This window comes from Amycolatopsis sp. SID8362 (assembly GCF_010550475.1).
Taxonomy (GTDB): Bacteria; Actinomycetota; Actinomycetes; order Mycobacteriales; family Pseudonocardiaceae; genus Amycolatopsis; species Amycolatopsis eburnea.
The window spans coordinates 1-486 of sequence record NZ_JAAGNB010000663.1 but is presented as its reverse complement, the minus strand read 5'-3'; the positions used below and the strand labels follow the sequence as shown (position 1 = coordinate 486).

Genomic DNA, 486 nt, shown 5'->3' with positions numbered 1-486 from the left:
GCCGCGCTGCGCGAACTCCTCGACCGCGAGCCCGCGCCGGACGACCCGCGGCCGGACCGCGTCGGCGTGGCGACCGCGCTGACCGCGACGCTCCGGGAAATCCGGCGGACACCGGGATTCGCCGGCTTCGCGCTGCCCCCGGACGTCGAGGAACTGCGGGCCGAGGCCGCCCACGGCCCGATCGTCACGCTCACCGTGGGCACCAGGGGTACAGCGCTCCTGCTCACCGAGGCCGGCATCACCGCGCTGCCGCTGCCTCGGCTGACCGCGCCCGCCGTGATCGACCAGGTCAACGCCTTCCACGTGGCCCTGCGCGAAGCGGCCGATCCGGCCGCCGATCGCGTGGCGGCCCAGCAGGTCCTGCTCGACGTGCTCGCCTGGCTGTGGGACGCCGTGGCCGGCCCGGTCCTCGACGCGCTCGGCTACCGCGAAACGCCTGCCGACGGCGCGTCGTGGCCGCGGCTGTGGTGGGCGCCGGGCGGGTAC

The 486-nt window shown here is 76.7% G+C and carries 1 pseudogene; it reads left to right on the top strand.

Annotated features, from left to right (window positions below):
- Nucleotides 1-486: pseudogene (locus G3I65_RS20370) on the top strand (CHAT domain-containing protein); the annotation flags it as partial.